The 17,985-nt window shown below is 64.9% G+C and carries 16 protein-coding genes; 7 read left to right on the top strand and 9 right to left on the bottom strand.

All coding sequences use genetic code 11. The annotated features are described in order from the left end of the window. A complete protein-coding gene (locus tag BRAGE_RS0105425; RefSeq protein WP_027562507.1) occupies positions 1-768 on the bottom strand; it encodes an ABC transporter ATP-binding protein in 768 nt (255 codons plus the stop codon). A gap of 2 nt (positions 769-770) precedes the next feature. After that, on the bottom strand, positions 771-1,907 hold the full coding sequence (locus BRAGE_RS0105420) for an ABC transporter permease (protein ID WP_027562506.1): 1,137 nt from the start codon (positions 1,905-1,907) through the stop codon (positions 771-773). Positions 1,908-2,081: 174 nt separating this feature from the next. On the opposite strand from BRAGE_RS0105420, the gene BRAGE_RS0105415 reads away from it, so the two are divergent. Together BRAGE_RS0105415 and BRAGE_RS0105410 are read left to right on the top strand one after the other, a co-directional pair. Continuing rightward, positions 2,082-2,357, top strand: a complete 276-nt coding sequence (locus tag BRAGE_RS0105415; RefSeq protein WP_027562505.1) for a hypothetical protein — start codon at positions 2,082-2,084, stop codon at positions 2,355-2,357. Further along, on the top strand, positions 2,358-2,846 hold the full coding sequence (locus BRAGE_RS0105410; protein WP_027562504.1) for a phage holin family protein: 489 nt from the start codon (positions 2,358-2,360) through the stop codon (positions 2,844-2,846). Here BRAGE_RS0105410 and BRAGE_RS0105405 read toward each other — a convergent pair. Both BRAGE_RS0105405 and BRAGE_RS0105400 read right to left on the bottom strand, forming a co-directional pair. Next, on the bottom strand, positions 2,843-5,539 hold the full coding sequence (locus BRAGE_RS0105405) for a bifunctional acetate--CoA ligase family protein/GNAT family N-acetyltransferase (protein WP_027562503.1): 2,697 nt from the start codon (positions 5,537-5,539) through the stop codon (positions 2,843-2,845). The genes BRAGE_RS0105410 and BRAGE_RS0105405 overlap by 4 nt on opposite strands. A gap of 68 nt (positions 5,540-5,607) precedes the next feature. Beyond that, positions 5,608-6,447 carry a universal stress protein gene (locus BRAGE_RS0105400; RefSeq protein WP_027562502.1) on the bottom strand — a complete coding sequence of 280 codons (840 nt, stop codon included), beginning with the start codon at positions 6,445-6,447 and terminating at the stop codon, positions 5,608-5,610. A gap of 180 nt (positions 6,448-6,627) precedes the next feature. Between BRAGE_RS0105400 and BRAGE_RS0105395 the strand changes: the two genes are divergently transcribed. After that, positions 6,628-8,151: an AAA family ATPase gene (locus tag BRAGE_RS0105395; protein ID WP_027562501.1), complete on the top strand. Its 1,524-nt coding sequence runs from the start codon at positions 6,628-6,630 to the stop codon at positions 8,149-8,151. A gap of 24 nt (positions 8,152-8,175) precedes the next feature. Next, entirely contained in the window at positions 8,176-9,150 is a 975-nt protein-coding gene (locus BRAGE_RS0105390; RefSeq protein ID WP_027562500.1) for a CHAD domain-containing protein, read from the top strand. Here the strand turns inward: BRAGE_RS0105390 and BRAGE_RS0105385 are convergent. Next, positions 9,147-10,973 carry a PHA/PHB synthase family protein gene (locus BRAGE_RS0105385; RefSeq protein WP_027562499.1) on the bottom strand — a complete coding sequence of 609 codons (1,827 nt, stop codon included), beginning with the start codon at positions 10,971-10,973 and terminating at the stop codon, positions 9,147-9,149. The two genes, BRAGE_RS0105390 and BRAGE_RS0105385, sit on opposite strands and share 4 nt — an antisense overlap. Before the next feature lie 207 nt (positions 10,974-11,180). Between BRAGE_RS0105385 and BRAGE_RS0105380 the strand changes: the two genes are divergently transcribed. Continuing rightward, positions 11,181-11,909 carry a CBS domain-containing protein gene (locus tag BRAGE_RS0105380; protein WP_027562498.1) on the top strand — a complete coding sequence of 243 codons (729 nt, stop codon included), beginning with the start codon at positions 11,181-11,183 and terminating at the stop codon, positions 11,907-11,909. A gap of 6 nt (positions 11,910-11,915) precedes the next feature. Here the strand turns inward: BRAGE_RS0105380 and BRAGE_RS0105375 are convergent, their stop codons facing one another. The 3 genes from BRAGE_RS0105375 to BRAGE_RS0105365 all read right to left on the bottom strand — a co-directional run bounded on the left by BRAGE_RS0105375 (position 11,916) and on the right by BRAGE_RS0105365 (position 14,757). Next, complete coding sequence (locus BRAGE_RS0105375) at positions 11,916-12,374, bottom strand: RidA family protein (RefSeq protein WP_027562497.1); 459 nt, start codon at positions 12,372-12,374, stop codon at positions 11,916-11,918. A gap of 21 nt (positions 12,375-12,395) precedes the next feature. Continuing rightward, complete coding sequence (locus BRAGE_RS0105370; protein WP_027562496.1) at positions 12,396-14,087, bottom strand: benzoate-CoA ligase family protein; 1,692 nt, start codon at positions 14,085-14,087, stop codon at positions 12,396-12,398. Positions 14,088-14,238: 151 nt separating this feature from the next. Beyond that, positions 14,239-14,757 (bottom strand): MarR family winged helix-turn-helix transcriptional regulator, encoded by a 519-nt coding sequence (locus BRAGE_RS0105365; protein WP_027562495.1) that lies wholly within the window; start codon positions 14,755-14,757, stop codon positions 14,239-14,241. A 251-nt stretch (positions 14,758-15,008) separates the two neighbouring features. Between BRAGE_RS0105365 and BRAGE_RS0105355 the strand changes: the two genes are divergently transcribed. Both BRAGE_RS0105355 and BRAGE_RS0105350 read left to right on the top strand, forming a co-directional pair. After that, complete coding sequence (locus BRAGE_RS0105355) at positions 15,009-16,184, top strand: ABC transporter substrate-binding protein (RefSeq protein WP_027562494.1); 1,176 nt, start codon at positions 15,009-15,011, stop codon at positions 16,182-16,184. Positions 16,185-16,214: 30 nt separating this feature from the next. Further along, positions 16,215-16,673 (top strand): cupin domain-containing protein, encoded by a 459-nt coding sequence (locus BRAGE_RS0105350; RefSeq protein ID WP_018319243.1) that lies wholly within the window; start codon positions 16,215-16,217, stop codon positions 16,671-16,673. 9 nt (positions 16,674-16,682) lie between these two features. Here BRAGE_RS0105350 and BRAGE_RS0105345 read toward each other — a convergent pair whose 3' ends face one another. Further along, a complete protein-coding gene (locus BRAGE_RS0105345; protein WP_027562493.1) occupies positions 16,683-17,933 on the bottom strand; it encodes a flavin-dependent oxidoreductase in 1,251 nt (416 codons plus the stop codon). Positions 17,934-17,985 lie beyond the last annotated feature (52 nt).

Genomic DNA, 17,985 nt, shown 5'->3' with positions numbered 1-17,985 from the left:
TCATCTCATTTCGTGTTGCAGCATCTGCGAGCGCTTGCCGTGGAAATAAGCGCGCACCCAGGGATGCTCGGATTGCAGCAGCTCGCGCATCGGACCGATCGCGACGATCCTGCCGTCTGCGAGCGCGGCGACGCGGTCGCAGACGGTGGTGAGGCTGGCGAGATCATGGGTGACCATGAATACGGTGAGCCCCAGGGTCTTTTGCAGGGTCCTGATCAACGCGTCGAAATCGCCGGCGGCGATCGGATCGAGGCCGGAGGTCGGCTCGTCCAGGAACAGGATCGGCGGATCGAGCGCGAGCGCGCGCGCCAGCGCCACGCGCTTGGTCATGCCGCCCGATAGCTCCGACGGATATTTGTCGGCATCCTGCGGCCGCAGCCCGACCATCTCGAGCTTGGCGATCGCGATCTCGTCCATCAGCTCCTGCGACAGCACCAGATTTTCGCGCAGCGGAAACTGGATGTTCTGCCGAACCGTCAACGAGGAGAACAGCGCGCCCTGCTGAAACAGGATACCCCATGTCGTGGCCGCGCCTTCCGTGCGGCCGCCGATCGGCTCTCCCATCACTTCGATGGTACCGGCCTGGCGCGGAATGAGACCGATGATGGTCCGCATCAGCACCGACTTGCCGCCGCCGGACGCGCCGACCAGCCCGAGGATCTCGCCGCGGCGGACGTCGAGCGACAATTGATTGAGCACGGTCTGGCGGCCGAAGCCGACCACGAGGTCGCGGACGCGGATCGCGAACTCCTCTTGCGTCGCGTCCATCGTCACATTCCGATCGAGGCGAAGAAGATCGCGAACAGGCCGTCGAGCACGATCACGAGGAAAATCGACTTCACCACCGACGTCGTGGTCTGCCGTCCCAGCGATTCGGCGCTGCCCTTCACGCGGAGCCCCTCGCTGCACGCAACGATCCCGATCACCAGCGCCATGAACGGCGCCTTGAGGATCCCCACCTCGAAATGGGTGACGGAGATCGCCTCGTGCAGCCGCGCGATGTAGATCGCCGGCCCCATGTCGCCATAGAACTGCGCGACCAGCCCACCGCCATAGAGCGCCGCGATCGAACCGATGAAAGCGAGGATCGGCAGCGCAATGACGAGGGCGGCAACGCGCGGCAGGATCAGGACGTGGACCGGGTCGAGGCCCATGGTCGAGAGCGCGTCGATCTCCTCCCGCATCTTCATCGAGCCGAGCTCGGCGGTGTAGGCGCTGCCTGAACGCCCCGCGACCATGATGGCGACGATCAGGACGCCGAGTTCGCGCAGCACCAGGATGCCGACCATGTCGACGGTGTAGGATTCCGCGCCGAACCTGCGGAAATGAAAGAAGCCCTGCTGGGCGATGATGGCGCCGATCAAGAAGGTGATCAGCACGATGATGGGGATGGCCTGCCAGCCGATGCGGTAGAGCTGGTAGACCAGCGAGGTCAGCCGCAGCGACCGCGGCCGGCGCAGCACGCCGATCACGTCCATGAACAAGGCGCCGAACATCTGCAGGAAGATCGTGATGTCTTCGCGCGCCCCGACCGTGGACTTGCCGAGATCGCCCAGCCTGAGCAGAACCGGATTTGGCGCAGGCGCCGGCGGCGGCGTGTGGCGGTTGACCTGGCGCACCTCGTCCATCAGTCCGCTGAAATGATCGGCGACGCCGACGAATTCCGCCGATCTGCCGGATGATGCAGCCCGGCGTGACAACTTCTCGAGCACCCAGGCGCCGAGCGTGTCGAGCGCGCTGACGCCCGACATATCGAGCGTCACGGCTGTCGATCGATCGACATCCGCCCCGACCGACCGGGACAGCGTTTCAAGCGTCGACACATTGGCTGCGGTCCACGGCCCTTCCGGGCGCAGGTTCAGCACATCGCCGGAGGACGTTGCCAGCAACAGCGGTTCGGAGCTCACGCTTCACCTCATCGGGACAACCAGTCCCCATTCGATCGGCATTTCTAGGCCAGGGTGTGACGGCCGGTTTGACCTGTCTCAAGACCGGGATCGCGCGCCGCCTCTTGACGCAAATCAACCGCAGCCGTGCTGGCGGTCCTAAGTTCCTTCTGTATTCAATGGAGACCGAGATCCATGTTCGACAGCGACAGGATGAGCGACGAGCTTCGCGCACTGAAAGTGGACGTCACGCGCCTCCTGGGCTCCGCCGGCGAGGAAATGTTCGACAGCTCGAAAGAACGGGCTGAAGCTCTCGCCGATCAGATCAAGGCCGCGCTTGCCGAGCTCGGCGAGACCGTCAGCGACGAGCAGGAGCAGCTTCAGGGCCTGGTTGCTGATCGCCCGATCACGTCGCTTGCCTCGGCTTTCGCGCTCGGCGTGGTCGTCGGCTTCATGCTGAGAAGACACTAGGTGAATACGGAAAATATGGTCAAACACCTGCGCGTACTCTGGCGTACCGACAGGATCATTGCGGACATCAGGCTGCGCCATCTGCTGACGGGCCTCGGCCTCCGCGCCTTTGCGGCTCTGATCGCTGCATTCGGGCTGCTGATGCTGGAGCTGTCGGCCTATTTCGCGCTGGTCCAGATCTGGAGCGCCATCGCGGCGGCGGCCATTCTCGGGGCCGTCAATTTCCTCATCGCCGGGATTCTCTTCGTCATCGCCGGTCGTCCTCCGTCCGGCCGTGACATCGAGCTCGCCAACGAGATCCACGGCGCATCCATCGAGGCGCTTCAGATCGAGGCGCGCGCGCTTCAGGCCCAGGTGTCAGGCGCGGTTCACCATCCGCTCAGCACAATCGTTCCGGTGCTGGTGCCGCTGATCGCGATCATCGTCAAGAGCCTGCGGAAAACGGCCAACGAGTCCGCCAGTGCAACGTCGGCCGAGGCGCGCTCCTAGCGAAGCTTCAGCCGAACGTCGCAAATCTCCGGCTCGGTCGGGTCCGGCTTCACCTCGAAGCCGAGCTGCCGGCACATGTCGAGCATCGTGGTGTTCTCCTGAAGCACATCGCCCGAGATGGTCTTCAGCCCTTCCGACTTCGCGTAGTCGATGATCAGCTGCATCAGCGTCCATCCGAGCCCCCTGCCCTTGAGATCGGAGCGCAGCAGGATCGCATATTCGCCGCTCTCATAGACCGAGTCCGAATGGAGCCGGACCACGCCGACCATCTCGTTGGTCGCCTCGTCGAACGCGATGAAGGCCATGGCACGCGCATAGTCGAGCTGGGTCAGCCGCGCGATGAATTCGTGGGTGAACTCCTTCATCGGCGCGAAGAAGCGCAGGCGGAGGTCGTGCTGAGTGACATGACGCAGGAATTCGTGGATGGTCGGCTCGTCCTCGGGACGCAACGGACGCACGAAGATGCGCCAGTCGTACTTGAGCGCGAGGCGGCGCTCCCATTGTGACGGGTAGGCGCGAACGGCGAAATTGGCGGGTCCTGAACCGGCGAATTTGCGCTGCGGCGGCCCCACCGCGACGCGGGCATCGACCGCGGTCACGCCGGTCTCATCCGCGAGCAGCGGATTGATGTCGAACTCTCGTATCTCGGGAATGTCGGCCGCCATCTGGGCCAGCTTGACCAGCACCATGGCGACGGCATCCTGCTTCACCGCAGGTACGTCCCGATAGGCCTTCAGCAGACGCGAGACGCGGGTACGCTCGATCAGGTCACGGGCCAGTTGCAGATCGAGCGGCGGCAGCGCCAGCGCCTTGTCGTTGATGATCTCCACCGCCGTCCCGCCCCGGCCGAATACGACGACGGAGCCGAAGGTGGGATCGTCGGCAAGGCCGAGGATCAGCTCGCGCGCCTTCGCCTTGACCACCATGGCCTGCACGATGACGCCCTCGATGCGGGCTTCGGGACGCAGCTTCCTCGCCCGGGCGAGAATGTCGGTCGCCGCCGCGCGCACCGCCTCCGGCGTGGTCAGATTGAGCACGACGCCGCCGACATCCGACTTGTGGGTGATGTCGCGCGACATGATCTTCAGCACGACGGTCGCGCCTTGCGCGAACACTTCATTCGCACGAGCCACCGCCTGCTCGACATCACCGGCGGCATAGGTCGGCACCATCGCGATGTCGTAGGCTTCGAGCAGGTGCTTGATCTCGACGGGCTCGAGCCATTTGCGGCCGTCGGCGATCGCCGCGGTGACGATCTGCCTGGCGGCCCGGGCATCGGGCACGAACGTGTCGGGCATCGCCGGCGGAACCTCGCTCAGCTCCTCCACCACTTCGCGATGCCTCACGAGATGCATGAAGCCGCGCACGGCATCATCTTCGGTCGGGTAGTTCGGAACACCGGCGCCGGAGAGCGCCTGACTGATGCTCTGATCGGCGCCAACCCAGGCGGCCAGCACGGGCTTGGCCCATCGGCCCTGCTGCTTACGGTACTTGCCGACCAGCTCCGTCACCGTCGCTGCGATGTCGGCGGCCGAGGCGATCGCGGTCTGCACATTGAGAACGAGGACGGCATCGTTGTCGGAATCGGCGAGCAGCACCTCCAGCGCCGCCGCGTAGCGCGCTGCATCGGCATCGCCGACGATATCGACGGGATTTGCGCCCGACCACGTCGGCGGCAGCACCGCATCGAGCTTCGCGCGAGCGTCAGCCGAGATGGATGCGGGAATTCCATCGAGCTCGACCAGCCGATCGATGGCGAGAACGCCGATGCCGCCGCCATTGGTCAGGATGGCAAGGCGCTTTCCGGCCGGCGATTCGACGCGGCCGAGCGTTTCGGCACAGTCGAACAGCTCGCGCAGATCGGAGACCCGCAGCACGCCCGCGCGGCGGAACGCCGCGTCATAAACGGCGTCTGCGCCGGCGAGCGCGCCGGTATGGGTGGCCGCGGCTTTCGCCCCCTGCGCCATGCGGCCGGACTTCACCACGACGACCGGCTTCACCCGTGCCGCGGCGCGCGCCGCGGACATGAATTTGCGGGCATCCTTGATGGCCTCGATATAGAGCAGGATCGCGCGGGTCTTGTGATCCATCGCGAAATGATCGAGCAGGTCGGCAATGTCGACGTCGATCTGATCGCCGATCGTTACGATGCCGGAGAAGCCGACGCCGCGCTGCGCGGCCCAATCGACCATGCCCGCCGCGATGGCGCCCGATTGCGAGATCAGCGCGAGATTTCCCGCCCCCGGCATGTGCGCGGCGAAGCTGGAATTGAGGCTTACGGCAGGCATCATGATGCCGAGGCAGTTCGGCCCGATCAGCCGCATGCCGAATTTACGGGCCGCGGCGATGGCTTCCTCTTGCAGCGATCCCGGTCCATGACCAAGCCCGGCCGAGACGATCAGCGCGCCGGCCGAGCCGCGACGTCCCGCCTGGTCGATGATGCCGGGAACCTCGCGCGCCGGCGCGGTGATCACCACGAGCTCGGGGACGAAAGGCAGCTTGTCCAGATTTTTCACCGCCGCAATGCCGGCAATCTCGGCATGGCGCGGATTGACGAGGCCGAACTGCCCCTTGAATTCCGCCTTGCGGATGTTCTCCAGAACGGCGCGCCCCACTGAGACCGGGCGGGCGCTCGCACCGACGAGCGCGACCGAACGTGGCGACAGCAGATTCTTCAGGCGATAGGTGGACATGACAGCAAATGCGCCCGGCCGCTAGTGGTTCCGATGGTTGAAGGTCAGGTCGAAAGACTGGTCCGCGCCTAGTAGGAGATCATAACCCAGCACGGTGGCTCGCCAATGACGGTCTTTGTCACACCGCCCCAGACGATCTCGTTCAGGCGCGAATGATGGTAGGCGCCCATCACGATGGCGTCGATGGCATGGGAATTCGCCCAGCTTCCGAGCACCTTTCCGGTCGAGCTGCCTCCGCCCTCCGTCGTTTCGAACGTGGCGTGGATCCCATGTTCCCTGAGATGATCGACGAGACTCATGCCGGATTGGGCGATCGCCTCGGTCTTGTCGTCCGTCACCGTGAGCACCCGTACGGACGCAGCGGCCTGAAGTATGGGCAACGCGTCACCGACGGCCCGTGCGGCACGGGCGGAGTGATCCCAGGCAATCATGACATTCTCGAATTCCGGTCGCAGCTCGTCCACATGCTGTTCCGGGCAGAGCAGCAGCGGCCGGCCCGATTCGAACAGGAGCGCTTCAATGATGTGCTCCGTTCGGCTGTCATGCGGCTTTACAGGGACCAGGGTGAGGTCGGCAAAGCGCGCATGCTCGGCCAGGGTCAAGGCGAGCTGGTCTGCCGGCACCTTGGCCGATCGGCTCTGGGCGCGAACGTTGGCGCGGGCGGCTGCATGGCTGAAGGCGCTGATGAGTTGCTCCGTGTCGCCCAGCTCGATCGAACCGCCGGCCTCCGCGGGCTCCGGATCGCCGGGGCGTATGACCTTCGGCCGCACGAAAACTTCGTCCTCAAGCGCGAGCGCGGTGATCCTGGCGCCGAGGTCGGCGGCCACAGCCACGCACTTCTCGATCGCCGCGAGCGTCTGCTCGCGCGGCTGGCCGACAAGCGGCAGAAAGACATCCTTGATGGGCATCGGGATTCTCCTTGCCGGTTAGGATACGCTGCCTTTCGTCGGGACCCTTGATCCTTCTCAAGGCAGGAACCAGCCGCCGACGGCGCGCCTTGATTGATGTCAAGGACTGGCCGCGATCCGGCTCTAAGGGTTAGCTTGGCGCTTCAGCGTTCGCCGACCTATCGGGACATGCCCGCAGAGATGACGGATGATTCTGCTACCCAGGAACGGGTCTTCCAGGCGCTCGGCGCGCGTCCCGGCGTGGAACGGATCGATACGCACGCAGCCTCGGTGTTTCTCGATCGGACACGCGCGCTGAAGATCAAGCGGGCGGTCAAGTTTCCGTTCCTCGACTACTCGACGCTCGAAAAGCGCAAGGCAGCCTGCGAGGAGGAGATCAGGATCAACCGGCCGCTCGCCCCGCAGATCTATCATCGCGTCGTGGCGATCACGGAAGAGCCGGACGGCTCGGTGCAGGTCGGCGGAAGCGGCCGGCCGATCGAGTATGCGGTCGACATGTCCCGGTTCGACGAAAGCCGCACGCTGGATCATCTGGCGAAGGCGGGCCCGCTGGATGCGGAGCTGGCCGCAGCCATCGCGGACGCGATCGCAGGCTCGCATGCGCAAGCGACGATCGCGGACGGTGCTGCGTGGATCACTTCGATTCCCCACCTGATCGACGGCAACAGCACCGGGCTGCGCGCCGGCGACCATCTCGAGGCGGCGGCGATCGAGCAGCTTGGCAAGGCCTCACACGAGATATTCCTGCGCGTCCGCACCACGCTCGAGGAGCGTGGCCGCCGTGGCTTCGTGCGCCGCTGTCATGGCGACTTGCACCTTGCCAATATCGTGCTGATCGACGGCCGGCCCGTCCTGTTCGACGCGATCGAGTTCGATGCGCAGATGGCAACCGTGGATGTGCTCTACGATCTCGCGTTCGCGCTGATGGACCTGCTGCGCTACGGCCAGGCGAACGCGGCCAACGCAGTGCTGAACCAGTATCTGACGATGGCGCCCGTCGAAATGCTCGACGCACTGGCCGCGCTGCCGCTGTTCATGTCCATCCGCGCGGCGATCCGTGCGCAGGTGGCGCTGGCGCGGCTCAATCGGCCAGATGCCGAGCGTACCGGAGTTCTCGACGAAGCGCGTCGCTATTTCGACCTTGCCCGGGCGTTGATCCATCCGCCCGCCCCTCGCCTGATCGCGGTTGGCGGAATGTCGGGCACCGGCAAGTCGGTCCTCGCCCGTGCACTGGCCCCTACCGTGGCGCCCGAGCCGGGCGCCGTCGTGCTGCGCAGCGACGTCATCCGCAAGCAATTGTTTCAGGTCGGGCATACCGACCGGCTGCCGCCCTCCGCGTATGGGCCCGAGGTGACGGCGCGGGTCTACGAGGTGCTGATGCAGCGCGCCCGGCAGGTGCTGGCGCAAGGCCATTCTGCCATCGTCGACGCGGTCTTTGCGCGCGAATCCGAACGGGACGACCTCGCCGCCTTGGCCCACGCCTGCGGCGCGCCGCTCAACGGATTATTCCTGATCGCAGACCTCGCCACCCGCCAGGCGCGAATCGGCGGCCGTCAAGCCGACGCTTCTGACGCCACGCAAGAGGTTGCCGCGCTGCAAGAGCACTATAATATCGGTCATGTCGGTTGGGCGACCATCGATGCATCCGGGACACAAGCGCAGACGCTGGAGCGCTGCCGCGCCGCGATCGCTGAGGGCAAATAGGGAATCTGATTGGCGCGGGCTAAGATGGCGCGACCCACCAAGAGTTCGACGGCGGCCGCGCGCCCCAAGCCCGCGGCGCGACGTGGCGACCTGCCCGGCCGCCTCAGCCCCGGCATGGCCTGCGACACTGCATTCCGGATCATTGCCCGCCGCCATCTCGATGCCGTCCTGGCTCAGCATGAGGGCACATGCCGCGGCGACCCGGAGGCACTGCATCAGATCCGGATCGCACTGACGCATCTGCGCACCGCGATCCGATTTTTCGCGCCCATGGTCGACGACGCGCTACGGCCAAGCGTCTGGACCGAGTTGAAATGGCTGAACAGCCAGCTCGGCATGGTGCGGGACCTCGACGTGGCGATCGAACGCGTCGTCGCCGAAAGCGGCGAGGAGCTCGCCGTGATCGCCGAGCTCCAGCATTGGGACGAGAAGCGCGCCGAGAGCCACCGCCTGCTGGCACGCGCGCTGCAATCGGCCCGGTATCGCCGCCTCGTCGAGCAGACCTCGGCCTGGATCAAGCACGGCCCCTGGTCGACCCGGCGCAGCAAGGAGGCCATCAGGCTGCGCCGCTGCACGCTCGCCGACCATGCCACGGCGAAACTGACGGAGTGGGAAAAGGCGCTGCTCAAGAAAGCGCGCAAACTCCGCAAGCTCGACGTCGAGAAGCGGCACAAGCTGCGGCTTCTCAACAAGCGGCTGACCTATTCGATCGAATCGCTCCAGGATCTTTTTGCCGAGGAATCGCTGACGAAGCAGAAGTCGATCCTCAAGCAATTGCGCAAGGCGCAACGGTCGCTCGGACAGCTGAACGACGATGCGCGGGGGCAGACGCTGGCGGCATCCTTGAACGAGGCCGTCCCCGAGGCGCACATCCGCTTCCTCAACCGTAAGCGGGAAAAGAAGCTGCTGCGAACCGCCGTGGAAGCCTACCGCAAACTGGACAAGGCCAAGCCGTTCCGCTCCTCCGACCTCGCGCCGAATGCCGAGCCTGAGGATTAGGTGTGCACGTAGTGCCCCGGCGCGTCGGGTAGATCGCCCCCGATCTGGGGCGGGGCGCAGGGCTCACCCGAGCGCGCCGCCAGCCATTGCGCCCATTCCGGCCACCACGAGGCCTCGACATGCCGCGCGAGCTTCAGCCACTCTTCCGGACCGACATAAGGCGCATCCGCAGCCTTGGTCATGACCTGATAGCTGTGCCCGGGCTCGTCCGGTGGCGCGACGACGCCGGCATTGTGTCCACCGCTGGTCAACAGGAACGTCACATCGGCATCGACCTGATAGTGGATCTTGTACACGGATCGCCAGGGCGCAACGTGATCGGCGAGCGTGCCGACCACGAACGACGGCGCATGGATGTCGGAGAGTGAAATGCTCCTGCCGTCGACGCGATAGCGGCCTTCGGCGAGATCATTGTCGAGGAACAGCTTGCGCAGATATTCCGAATGCATGCGATAAGGCAGCCGTGTGGCGTCGGCGTTCCAGGCCATCAGGTCGCTCGGCGGCGCTGCCTCTCCCATCAGATAATCGCGCGACAGCCGCGACCAGATCAGATCGTTGGAGCGCAGCAGCGCGAATGCACCGGCCATCTGCGCCGTGTCGAGATAGCCGCGCTGCCACATCATGTCTTCGAGGAAGGCAACCTGGCTCTCGTTGATGAACAGCGTCAGCTCGCCCGCCTCGGTGAAATCCGTCTGCGCGGCAAGCAGGGTGATGGTGCCCAGCCGCTTGTCGCCATCGCGCGCCATCGCGGCGGCTGCGATCGACAGCAACGTGCCGCCCAGGCAATAGCCGAGCGCATGGGTCGTCCGGCCCGGCACGATCCGCCCGATCATGTCCAGCGCCGCCATCACGCCGAGCTTGCGATAATCGTCGAAGGCGACGTTCCGATCCTTTGCATCCGGATTGCGCCAGGAGATCGCGAACACGGTGAAGCCCTGCCCGGTCAGATATTTGACCAGCGAATTCTCCGGCGACAGGTCGAGGATGTAGTATTTCATGATCCAGGCCGGAACGATCAGGATCGGCTCAGGCCGCACCTGCGCGGTCGTCGGATGGTACTGGATCAGCTCGATCAGCTCGTTGCGGTAGACGACTTTTCCGGGAGACGCGGCAACCGTCTTCCCGACGACGAACTGCGCGTCGCCGGCCGGCGCTGCAAGCGAGAGTATGCGCATCAGATCGCTGCACCAGTTCTGCCAGCCGAAGACGAAATTTTCTCCGCCGCTCCGCAATGTTTTCTCGAGCACCTCCGGGTTGGTCGCGGCGAAATTCGACGGCGCCAGCATGTCGAGCATCTGGCGGACCGAGAATTCGACGATGGCTTCGTTCGCGCGCGACACGCCGCGCACGCCGGTCGTGGCGTCGTGCCACCAGCGCTCTCCGAGCAAGAATGCTTGCGCCAGCAGATTGAACGGCGCGGCCTCCCATTGCGGCTCCCTGAAGCGTCGATCCCGCGACCGCGGCTGGATCACCGACCACGGCTTTTGGCCCGGCGAGGTCGCGTGGACTGACGCTTCCAGGAACCGGCCGCTGTCGCGAAGGACGTTATGGGCGATCTCCATCTGCCGCTGCGGCGCAACCGCGAGATGCGAACTCCAGTCGAGCCAGGCCAGAGACAGGGCGGCCGGTGAAATTCCGCCGGTGAACCGAGCCAGCATCGCGTGAAATGCGCGGTCGAGCGGGTATGGCTCTGACTGAGGCTGCAAGTCCGCGACCGGCCTTACGGCCGGTCCCTCGGGGGAAGCGGCACGCGCAGCAGGCTCGACGGGGGATCCCGGCGCCGCCGGCTGCCCGGCTCGCGAAAGTATCTGCACGACGCTCATGACGGAAGGTTCCTGCGCGCTGATGTATGTTCGCGGCAGGATATGCTCCGGCGCTTTGGAGCAGCTTGAGCTGCATCAATTCTGGGAACGGATCGAAATTGCTCAACCAGGCAGGACTGGCTTCGTCCACTTGACCTGGGTCAAACCTCATCGCCACGCTGGAGCTAGGCTCTCCTTCGACATTCAACGAGCCCTCGGAGCTTTGCCATGCGCGCCCACCAGATCATGACCCGGTCGGTCATCTCGGTCACTCCCGACACCAGCATCGTCGAGGCCGCGAACATCATGCTGACGCGGCACGTCAGCGGCCTCACGGTGGTCGACGAAGCCGGCAAGCTGGTCGGCGTCGTCTCGGAAGGGGATTTCATCCGCCGCAGCGAAATCGGCACCGGGCGCAAGCGGGGACGCTGGCTGCGGTTCATTCTCGGGCCGGGCCAGTCCGCGAGCGACTTTGTCCACGAGCACGGCCGCAGGGTCGCGGAGGTGATGACCCCCTCGCCCGTCACCATCACCGAGGATACGGCTCTCGCGGAGATCGTCGATCTCATGGAACGGAACCACGTGAAGCGCCTGCCGGTGGTGCGCGGCGACAAGATCGTCGGCATCGTCTCGCGGGCCAACCTGCTACAGGCGGTGGCGGGGCTCGCTCGCGAGGTACCGGACCCGACCGCCGACGACGATCACATTCGCGTCCGCATCATCGACACCATGGAGAAGAACGACTGGTGCCCGTACGGGCTGAACGTCATTGTCCGCGACGGCATCGTTCATCTCAGTGGCGTCATCACCGAGGAACGAGCGCGGCAGGCCGCGGTTATTGCCGCCGAGAACGTCGAGGGCGTGAAGAAGGTGCACGATCATCTGTGCTGGGTCGACACCATGTCGGGTGTCTACCTGAACTCGCCGGAGGACGACAACCTCGCCAAAGCGAGCTGAGCGAATTCAGCGGGGAATGACGGCGGTGGCCTCGATCTCGACGCGTGCCGCCCTCTCGACGAGCCGGACGACCTGAACCAGCGCCATCGCCGGATAGTGCGCGCCGAAGACGGCACGGTAGATCCTGCCGAGCTCCTTCAGGTTCGTCAGGTACTCGTCCATGTCGACGACGTACCAGGTCAGGCGCACCAGATGCTCGGGCCCGGCACCAGCTTCCGCCAGGATCGCGGCGATATTGCTCAGGGTCTGGGCGACCTGCGCGACGAAGCCGTCGGCGAGACGCTCCTCGGCATCCCAGCCGATCACGCCGCCGGTCACGACGATGCGCCCCTCGGCGGCCATGCCGTTGGCGTAGCCCTTCGGCATCGGCCAGCCCGAGGGCTGGAGCACCTGCGCGCCTCGACGGCTGTCGTTCTCGGCTGCGGTCGGCAGCACCGCGAGCTGTGGGCCTTTCGGCGTCGTCACGGACAATTCTTGATCCTCATCTCATTCTGCGGCGACGCCAGAGGACGTCGCTGCCGCCTGCGCCAATTGCCTGAGGGCAAAGCGCTTCAATTTGCCGGTCTCGGTCTTCGGCAGCTGCGTCACGAACTCGATCGCGCGCGGATATTTGTACGGCGCAATCTCGCGCTTCACGTGCTCCTGCAACTCGGTTGCGAGCCGGTCGTCCGGCGTCACGCCGGGCGCGGCAACGACATAGGCCTTCACGATCATGCCGCGCGCCTCGTCCGGCGCACCGACGACGCCGCACTCGACGACCGCGGGATGCGTCAGCAACGCCGCCTCCACATCCGTACCCGCGATGTTGTACCCGGCCGACACGATCATGTCGTCGGAGCGCGACTGGTACCAGAAATAGCCGTCGCTATCCATCAGATAGGTGTCGCCGGTGATATTCCAGCCGTTCTGGACATATTTGCGCTGACGCTCGTCGGCGAGATAGCGGCAGCCGGTCGGCCCGCGCACCGCAAGATTCCCCATCGTGCCCCGCGGTACGTCATGGCCGTCATCGTCGACGATCTTGGCCTCATAGCCGGGAACGGGCTTGCCGGTCGCACCGGGCCGGATCTCGTCCTCGGTCGCGCTGATGAAGATGTGCAGCATCTCGGTCGAGCCGATGCCGTCCATCAGCTTGATGCCGGTGGCCTTGAGCCAGGCCTCGAATGTCGGTTTTGGCAATGTCTCACCAGCCGAGACACATTTGCGCAGCGAGGAGATGTCCCGGCCCGCGAGCTTGCCGATCATGGCCCGGTACGCGGTCGGCGCCGTGAAGCAGACTGTCGTCTTGTACTGTTCGATCGCCGACAGCATATCGTCCGGCGTCGTCTTCTCCAGCACGACGAAGGACGCGCCAATGTGCATCGGGAACAGCACGCCGCCGAAACCGAAAGTGAAGGCGAGCGGCGCCGAGCCGACGAAGCGATCCTTCTGCTCGGCGCGCAGGATGTTGCGCGCATAGCCGTCGCAGACCGCCAGCATGTCCCGGTGGAAATGCATGGTGCCCTTGGGATCGCCTGTCGTGCCCGACGTGAAGGCGATCAGGCAGATGTCGTCGGCGGCGGTATCGACGGCAGTGAACTCTGGGCTCGCGTCCGCTATCAGCGCCTCGAGCGAATTGGCCGCGCCATTGCCCCAATAGACCACGTGCCTGAGACCGGGCGCAGCGGCTTTCGCCTTCTCCAATTCGTCGGAGAGCTTTCCGTCGCAGAGCGCGAGCGTAATCGCCGCTTTCTGGATCGGATAGGACAGCTCCTTGGCGCGCAGCAGCGGCATCGTCGCGACGCAAATGCCGCCGGCCTTGATCACCGCGAGATAGGTCGCAACCATCATGGGATTGTTGGCCGAGCGGAGCAGCACGCGCTCGCCGGTGACGAGACCGAGCTTGCCGACCAGCACATTGGCAATGCGATTCACCAGCGCTTGCAGCTCGCGATAGCTGTAGCTGACGGCCGGACTGATCACGCATGGCGCATCGCCATGGCCCTGCTCGACCCAACGATCGAGGAAATAGCTGACGCAGTTCAGTCGTGGCGGGTAATGCAGCTCCGGCCGCGTGAAGATGAATTCGGGCCACAGCTCCGGCGGCGGCAGATGCTGCCGCGCAAATGTATCGACATGGGCTGTCGCGGCGTTGCCGTCATGCGAGCCCGAGACTTGAACCTTGGCGGCGTTGGCCATCGCACGCTCCTTTGCGCATGGAAAGCACCCGGCAGCACTATCTGGAAAAACATTTTAGGCTTAAAACAATTTGGCGCAATAGGCGATTTTGGGCACGGCGTGCTTTTTCCTGCGGCAAAAGGGGATTGGAGGGGCCGGCCCGGATGCGGGCTCAGGGCCGCCTGCGCGCGGCCGATTTTTGTGCGGACGCCTTGGTCTTGGCGAGGAGGCGCATCAGTTCGCGTACGTCTTTCGGCGTCAGGTCGGCGAAGAGATCGGCGATCCAGGTCTCGTGCTCTGCGGCCATCCTGCGGAACTCGGCACGGCCGAGCTTCGTGAGGCGGATCACCTGGACGCGGCGGTCGGTATCCGAGGTGCGCCGGTCGAGATGGCCGGATTCCACGAGACGTTCGACGAGGCCGGTGACATTGCCGTTGGACACCATCATGCGCTTGGAGACGTCGGACAGCGTCATGCCGTCGGGCGCCTTGTCGAGCTGTGCCATCAAATCGAACCGGGGCAGCGTGACGTCGAAGCGCTGTCGCAGCCGGCCGCGGACCTCGCCCTCGATCAGGGTCGTGCAGGTGAGCAGGCGCAGCCACAGCCGAAGCTCTTCGGCATGGTCCTCCGGCGTTTCGACGGCCTTGGTCTCGGAATCGAGCATCTCGGTGCAGTCACTCACGGCCGGCATTGGCGTCGGCGCGGATTCCCCAACGTTTTGAGCTTCAAATAAATCCGCGCCGGCCGCAAGTCCAAAGCTGCAACAATCGACCGCACGCGAATTTCTTTAGGCTTCAAATAATTGGCGCGCCGTTTGCATGCGCCCTGCGCGCTGGATGGCGACGCCGTGCACTTTGCTTGCCGCGGCCGCCATCATCGGCATAAGCTTGGATTGGAGTACGCGGCTTGCGGCGCAGGCCCTGATGTCACGGGGGACAGATCATGAAGACGCAAACGACCTTGGCTGCGGCCGCCTTGCTGCTCGGCACCGCGATGAGCCCTGCCCTCGCCCAGGAGAAGCTCAAGCTTGGCGTGATCGTGACCCTGTCGGGACCCGCCGCCGCGCTCGGCCAGCAGGTGCGCGACGGCTTTGCGCTCGCGGTGAAGGACCTCGGCAGCAAGATGGGCGGCCGCGACGTCGAGGTCGTCGTGGTTGACGACGAGCTCAAGCCGGATGCGGCGGTCACCAAGGTCAAGGGCCTGCTCGAACGCGACAAGGTCGACTTCGTGGTCGGCCCGATCTTCTCCAACATCCTCCAGGCGATCCACCGGCCCGTGACGGAATCCAAGGTGTTCCTGGTCAGTCCCAATGCAGGTCCGTCGACGTTCGCCGGCAAGGACTGCAACCCGTTCTTCTATGTGACCTCGTATCAGAACGATCAGGTCCACGAGATCCTCGGCAAGGTGGCGCAGGATCGCGGCTACAAGCGGATGTACCTGATGGTGCCGAACTATCAGGCCGGCAAGGATTCGGTCGCCGGTTTCAAGCTCGACTACAAGGGCGAGATTGTCGAAGAATCCTACATGCCGCTGAACACGCTGGACTTCCAGCCGGAGCTGTCCAAGATTTCCTCGCAGAAGCCCGATGCGCTGTTCACGTTCATGCCGGGCGGCCTCGGCGTCAACCTCGTGAAGCAGTACCGGCAGGCGGGCCTTGCCGACAGCATTCCGGTGCTCTCGGCTTTCACGGTGGATGAATCGACGCTGCCGGCGCAGCAGGATGCGGCGGTCGGCATGTTCGGCGGAGCGAACTGGGCGCCCAATCTCGACAATCCCCAGAACAAGAAGTTCGTCGCGGCCTATGAAGCCGCCTATAACACCGTGCCCGGCACCTACGCCTTCCAGGCCTATGATGCCGCGATGCTGATCGACAGCGCGGTCAAGGGCGTGAAGGGCGACCTCTCGAACAAGGACGCCGTCGCGGCTGCCCTGAAGAAGGCCGATTTCACCTCGCTGCGCGGCTCGTTCAAGTTCAACACCAACGGCTATCCGATCCAGGACTTCTACCTGACCAAGGTCGCCAAGCGTCCGGACGGCAAATTCCAGACCGAGATCGTCCAGAAGGTTTTCGAGAACTACGGCGACCGCTATGCCAAGGATTGCAAGGCGGCGAACTGAGGCCGCACGGCACGTTATGGGAGGACTTCAATGAGCAGCGAAATCACCGGCATCACGCGGGCCAATGAGGGGATCCAGGGCATTTCCTGGAACATCCTTGGCCAGACCTATGTGCCGAAGAGCAAGACCGAGCACAGTTTCTCCTGGCACGCGACCTTGCCACCGGGCACGTTCGTGCCGCCGCACATCCATCCCGACCAGGACGAGTATCTCTATATGCTGGAGGGCAAGCTCGACTTCATGCTCGGCAATTCGGAGTCGCAGGCAACCGCGGGCGATCTGATCCGGCTCGGCATGGGCGTGCCGCATGGCATCTTCAACAAGTCGGAGCAGACCGCAAAGGTGCTGTTCTGGGTCTCGCCGACCAAAAAACTGTTCGACCTGTTCTGGGGTCTGCACAACATGAAGGAGCAGAAGCCGGAGGACGTGGTGGCGATGGCCGCCGAGTTCAACATCCACTTCCTGCCGCCGCCTCCCGGCGCCGGCTAACAGCTCAAATCAGGCGCGTACGGCCGCGAGGCCGGGCACGGCAGCAAAGCCTGCCTTCGTGGCATAGCCCCGCACGATCGCCTCGCGCTGGGAATAGCTCAGGACGTTATCGACATTGTCGAAGCCGTCGGGGGCAAGCTGCTCGACGGCGTCGATGACGCCCTCGGGACCGCCGCGCCGGTTGGAGCGGACGATGTCAGCGGTCATCGGCAGGCGCTTCTTCTCGTATTCGAGCAGCGCCTGACGCGGATGCTCGGCACGCACCAGCGCATCGACAAGGCAGCGGGCATCGAGAATCGCCTGCGAGGCGCCATTCGAGCCGACCGGATACATGGGATGCGCGGCGTCACCGAGCAGCGTGACGCGGCCGGAAGACCAGTAAGGCAAGGGATCGCGGTCGCAGGTCGGATATTCGTAGAACTCGGGCGTCGCCGAGATCAGGCTCTTCACGTCGACATAGGGCACCGAGAAGCGCGCCACATGCGGCATCAGCTCCTCGCGGCGGCCCGGGCGCGACCAGTCTTCTTTCCGCGGCGGCGGGGCATTGCCCTCGCCGACCTTGACCAGCACGGCCCAATTGGTCAGCCGGCTCGCCGGGCTCGATCCCTCCGCGATCGGATAGATCACCACCTTGGCGTTGAGCCCACCGGCCACGATCATCGATTTTCCGGTGAGGAACAGCGGCCAATCCCGCGCACCGCGCCACAGCATCAGGCCGTTCCAGCACGGCGGTCCCTCGTTCGGAAACAACGTCTCGCGGACGCGCGAATGGATGCCGTCGGCGCCGATCAAAATATCGCCGCGCACGGTATGGATGTGCGCACCGGCACGATCGAAGAAATAGGCGGTGACGCCGCCCTCGTCCTGCGTGAAGGCGCCGAGGCGGCAACCGGTGTGGATTGCGTCCGTGCCGAGCCGCTCCTCGACGGCGCGATGGATGACGCCCTGAAGGCGGCCGCGGTGGATCGAGAATTGCGGCACGTCATGACCGGCATCGATGCCGCGCGCTTCGCGCCAGACTTCCTGGCCGTGGCGATTGAGGTAATAGAGCTGGTCGGTGCGGATCGCGACGTCGTCGAGCTTCTGCAACAGCCCGAGCCCGGCGAGCTCGCGCATCGCATGGGGCAGCGTGTTGATGCCGACACCGAGCTCACGGATGGTGTCGGCCTGCTCGAAGATCTCGCAGTCCAGGCCACGCGAGCGCAGCATCAAAGCGGTAGTGAGACCACCGATGCCGCCACCGACGATAATCGCCTTCATCGCCCTTACTCCACTCGAAACACGCCAGGCAATGCGGTTAACGTCGCACGGG

Origin of the sequence: Bradyrhizobium genosp. SA-4 str. CB756, assembly GCF_000473125.1 — a bacterium.
Lineage (GTDB): Bacteria > Pseudomonadota > Alphaproteobacteria > Rhizobiales > Xanthobacteraceae > Bradyrhizobium > Bradyrhizobium arachidis.
This window is presented reverse-complemented; position numbering and strand designations above follow the sequence as displayed.

Bases quoted from the DNA above. Each gene is read 5' to 3' on its own strand.
- BRAGE_RS0105425 (WP_027562507.1), bottom strand. From the start codon at position 768: ATGGACGCGACGCAAGAGGAGTTCGCGATCCGCGTCCGCGACCTCGTG.
- BRAGE_RS0105415 (WP_027562505.1), top strand. From the start codon at position 2,082: ATGTTCGACAGCGACAGGATGAGCGACGAGCTTCGCGCACTGAAAGTG.
- BRAGE_RS0105405 (WP_027562503.1), bottom strand. From the start codon at position 5,539: ATGTCCACCTATCGCCTGAAGAATCTGCTGTCGCCACGTTCGGTCGCG.
- BRAGE_RS0105400 (WP_027562502.1), bottom strand. From the start codon at position 6,447: ATGCCCATCAAGGATGTCTTTCTGCCGCTTGTCGGCCAGCCGCGCGAG.
- BRAGE_RS0105395 (WP_027562501.1), top strand. From the start codon at position 6,628: ATGACGGATGATTCTGCTACCCAGGAACGGGTCTTCCAGGCGCTCGGC.
- BRAGE_RS0105390 (WP_027562500.1), top strand. From the start codon at position 8,176: ATGGCGCGACCCACCAAGAGTTCGACGGCGGCCGCGCGCCCCAAGCCC.
- BRAGE_RS0105385 (WP_027562499.1), bottom strand. From the start codon at position 10,973: ATGAGCGTCGTGCAGATACTTTCGCGAGCCGGGCAGCCGGCGGCGCCG.
- BRAGE_RS0105380 (WP_027562498.1), top strand. From the start codon at position 11,181: ATGCGCGCCCACCAGATCATGACCCGGTCGGTCATCTCGGTCACTCCC.
- BRAGE_RS0105370 (WP_027562496.1), bottom strand. From the start codon at position 14,087: ATGGCCAACGCCGCCAAGGTTCAAGTCTCGGGCTCGCATGACGGCAAC.
- BRAGE_RS0105365 (WP_027562495.1), bottom strand. From the start codon at position 14,757: ATGCCGGCCGTGAGTGACTGCACCGAGATGCTCGATTCCGAGACCAAG.
- BRAGE_RS0105355 (WP_027562494.1), top strand. From the start codon at position 15,009: ATGAAGACGCAAACGACCTTGGCTGCGGCCGCCTTGCTGCTCGGCACC.
- BRAGE_RS0105350 (WP_018319243.1), top strand. From the start codon at position 16,215: ATGAGCAGCGAAATCACCGGCATCACGCGGGCCAATGAGGGGATCCAG.
- BRAGE_RS0105345 (WP_027562493.1), bottom strand. From the start codon at position 17,933: ATGAAGGCGATTATCGTCGGTGGCGGCATCGGTGGTCTCACTACCGCT.